The organism is bacterium, from assembly GCA_030654305.1.
In the GTDB taxonomy this organism is placed as follows: domain Bacteria; phylum Krumholzibacteriota; class Krumholzibacteriia; order LZORAL124-64-63; family LZORAL124-64-63; genus PNOJ01.
On record JAURXS010000218.1, the window covers coordinates 1 to 2,320 of the forward strand.

Below are 2,320 nucleotides of genomic sequence, written 5' to 3' on the forward strand. Positions count from 1 at the left end.
CCGTGTCGCCTCCCGTCCGCTCCCACCCGGGGCCGCGATCGCGCCCGATTGTACCGCAGCCACCCGCCCCGCACGCCCCCGCATTTTCCCCTTGCATCCCCCCGCCATCTCGATTACAGTACCGATATCAAGTCATCCCGGCCCAGGAGGTCGCCATGCGCAAATCTTCAAAGAAATCAACGGGTTCCGCCCCCAGCCATGGTGGCCAGCGCCCCGGCGCCGGACGCCCCCGCGGCACCGGCCTCTACGGGGAGCCCACCGTGCCGGTGCGGGTGCCCGAGAGCCTGATCGTGCCGCTGCGGGACCTGCTGCAGCGGCGCGTCGACGACGCGGCCGACACCCGCCACCGGGAGCTGCCGGACAACGTGCTGGTGCCGGACTTCGCGGCCGAGCGGCTGGAGCTGCCGCTGTTCTCGCACCGCGTGGCGGCGGGCTTCCCGTCCCCGGCCGACGACCACCTCGAGAACAGCCTGGACCTCAACGAGTACCTCGTGAAGAAGCCGGCCGCGACCTTCTTCGTGCGGGTCGAGGGGCAGTCGATGCTCGGGGCGGGGATCCGGCCCGACGACATCCTGGTGGTGGACCGCTCCGAGAAGGCGGTCGACGGCAAGATCGTCGTGGCGGCGGTCGACGGGGAGCTGACCGTCAAGCGGCTGCGCACCGAGCGGGCGCGGGTCTACCTGATGCCCGAGAACCCGGACTTCCCCCCCATCGAGATCACGCAGGACACCGAGTTCGTGATCTGGGGCGTCGTCACCAGCGTCATCCACAAGGTCTGAGACGGGAGGCCCGACGTGCCGCGCGTGTTCGCCCTGGTCGACTGCAACAACTTCTACGCGTCGTGCGAGCGGGTCTTCCAGCCGCGGCTGCGCGACCGGCCGATCGTCGTGCTGTCGAACAACGACGGCTGCGTCATCGCCCGCTCGAACGAGGCCAAGGCCATGGGCATCCCCATGGGGGCGCCCTTCTTCCGTTTCCGGCGGCTGGCGCAGCACCGCCAGGTCGAGGTGTTCTCCTCGAACTACGCCCTGTACGGGGACATGTCGGCCCGGGTGATGCGCATCCTGCAGGAGTACACGCCGTCGCTGGAGGTCTACTCCATCGACGAGGCCTTCCTGGACCTCTCCGGGCACGCGCGGCGCGACCTCGGCGCGTACGCCCGGGAACTGGCCCTGGCGGTGCGGCGGTCCACCGGCATCCCCGTGTCGGTGGGCATCGGGCCGACCAAGGTGCTGGCCAAGGCCGCCAACCGCATCGCCAAGCGGAACCCCGAGACGGGCGGGGTGCTGGACCTCGCCGCCCTGGGACCGCACGTCGACGCGCACCTGGAGCGGATCGCGGTCCGGGACGTGTGGGGGATCGGCAAGCGCTGGGCCGAGAAGCTCGAGCAGCTCGGCATCGGCAACGCAGCGGCCCTGCGCGACGCCGATCCCTCCCTCGTCCGGCGCCGCTGCAGCGTCGTGGTCGAACGCATCGTCCACGAGCTGCGCGGCGTCTCCTGCCTCGCCCTCGAAGAAGCCGCTCCACCGCGCCGGCAGGTGCTGACCTCGCGCTCGTTCGGCACGCGCGTGGAGCGCTACGAGGACATGCGCGAGGCCGTCGCGACCTTCGCCGCGCGCACCGCGGAGAAGCTGCGCGAGGACCGCGCCCGCGCCCAGGCCCTCACCGTCTTCCTGCAGACCAGCGAGCACGACCACCGCACCCCCCAGTACAGCAACGCCGCCACGGTGCCGCTGCCGCGGGCCACCCAGGACACCGGCGAGCTGATCCGCGCCGCCATGGACGCCCTGGACCGCATCTGGAAGCCCGACCACCGCTACCTCAAGGCCGGCGTCATGCTGCTGGACCTGGTGCCCGAGGACGCCGACCAGGCCGTGCTCTTCGGCGCGCCGGGCGAGGCGAAGCGCCGGGAATCGCGGCGCCTGATGCACGTCCTGGACGACGTGAACCGCGACCAGGGGACCGGCACGGTCCGCTACGCGGCCGAGGGGCTGCGCAAGGCGTGGCGGATGAAGCAGGAGCGGCGGTCGCCGGCTTACACGACGCGGTGGGACCAATTACCCGTCGCCAAAGGGTGATCCCGCCGACGCCATCTGGTGCTTTATCGAACGGGCGATCTGTCGTCTAATGGCGTTCCTGGGAGCCACCTTCCGACGGAGCGCCTGACATGACACGCGAAAAACGCCAGCTCTCGAACCTCCCCCTGGTCGCCGGCGCCCTGTTCATGGCGGTGCTGGCGGTCACCCTGTTCCTGGAGTGCCGCCGCAAGGACGACATCCACACCTTCGCCTTCGAGACGATGGGGACGCAGGCGTCGGGC

At 70.8% G+C, this 2,320-nt stretch carries 2 protein-coding genes; both read left to right on the forward strand.

What is annotated here, in order from left to right; all coding sequences use genetic code 11:
* Positions 1-155 precede the first annotated feature (155 nt).
* A complete protein-coding gene (gene umuD / locus Q7W29_05850) occupies positions 156-779 on the forward strand; it encodes a translesion error-prone DNA polymerase V autoproteolytic subunit (protein MDO9171336.1) in 624 nt (207 codons plus the stop codon).
* Between the two features lie 15 nt (positions 780-794).
* Positions 795-2,078 (forward strand): Y-family DNA polymerase, encoded by a 1,284-nt coding sequence (locus Q7W29_05855; protein MDO9171337.1) that lies wholly within the window; start codon positions 795-797, stop codon positions 2,076-2,078.
* The last annotated feature ends 242 nt before the right edge of the window (positions 2,079-2,320 follow it).

Bases quoted from the DNA above. Each gene is read 5' to 3' on its own strand.
- umuD (MDO9171336.1), top strand. From the start codon at position 156: ATGCGCAAATCTTCAAAGAAATCAACGGGTTCCGCCCCCAGCCATGGT.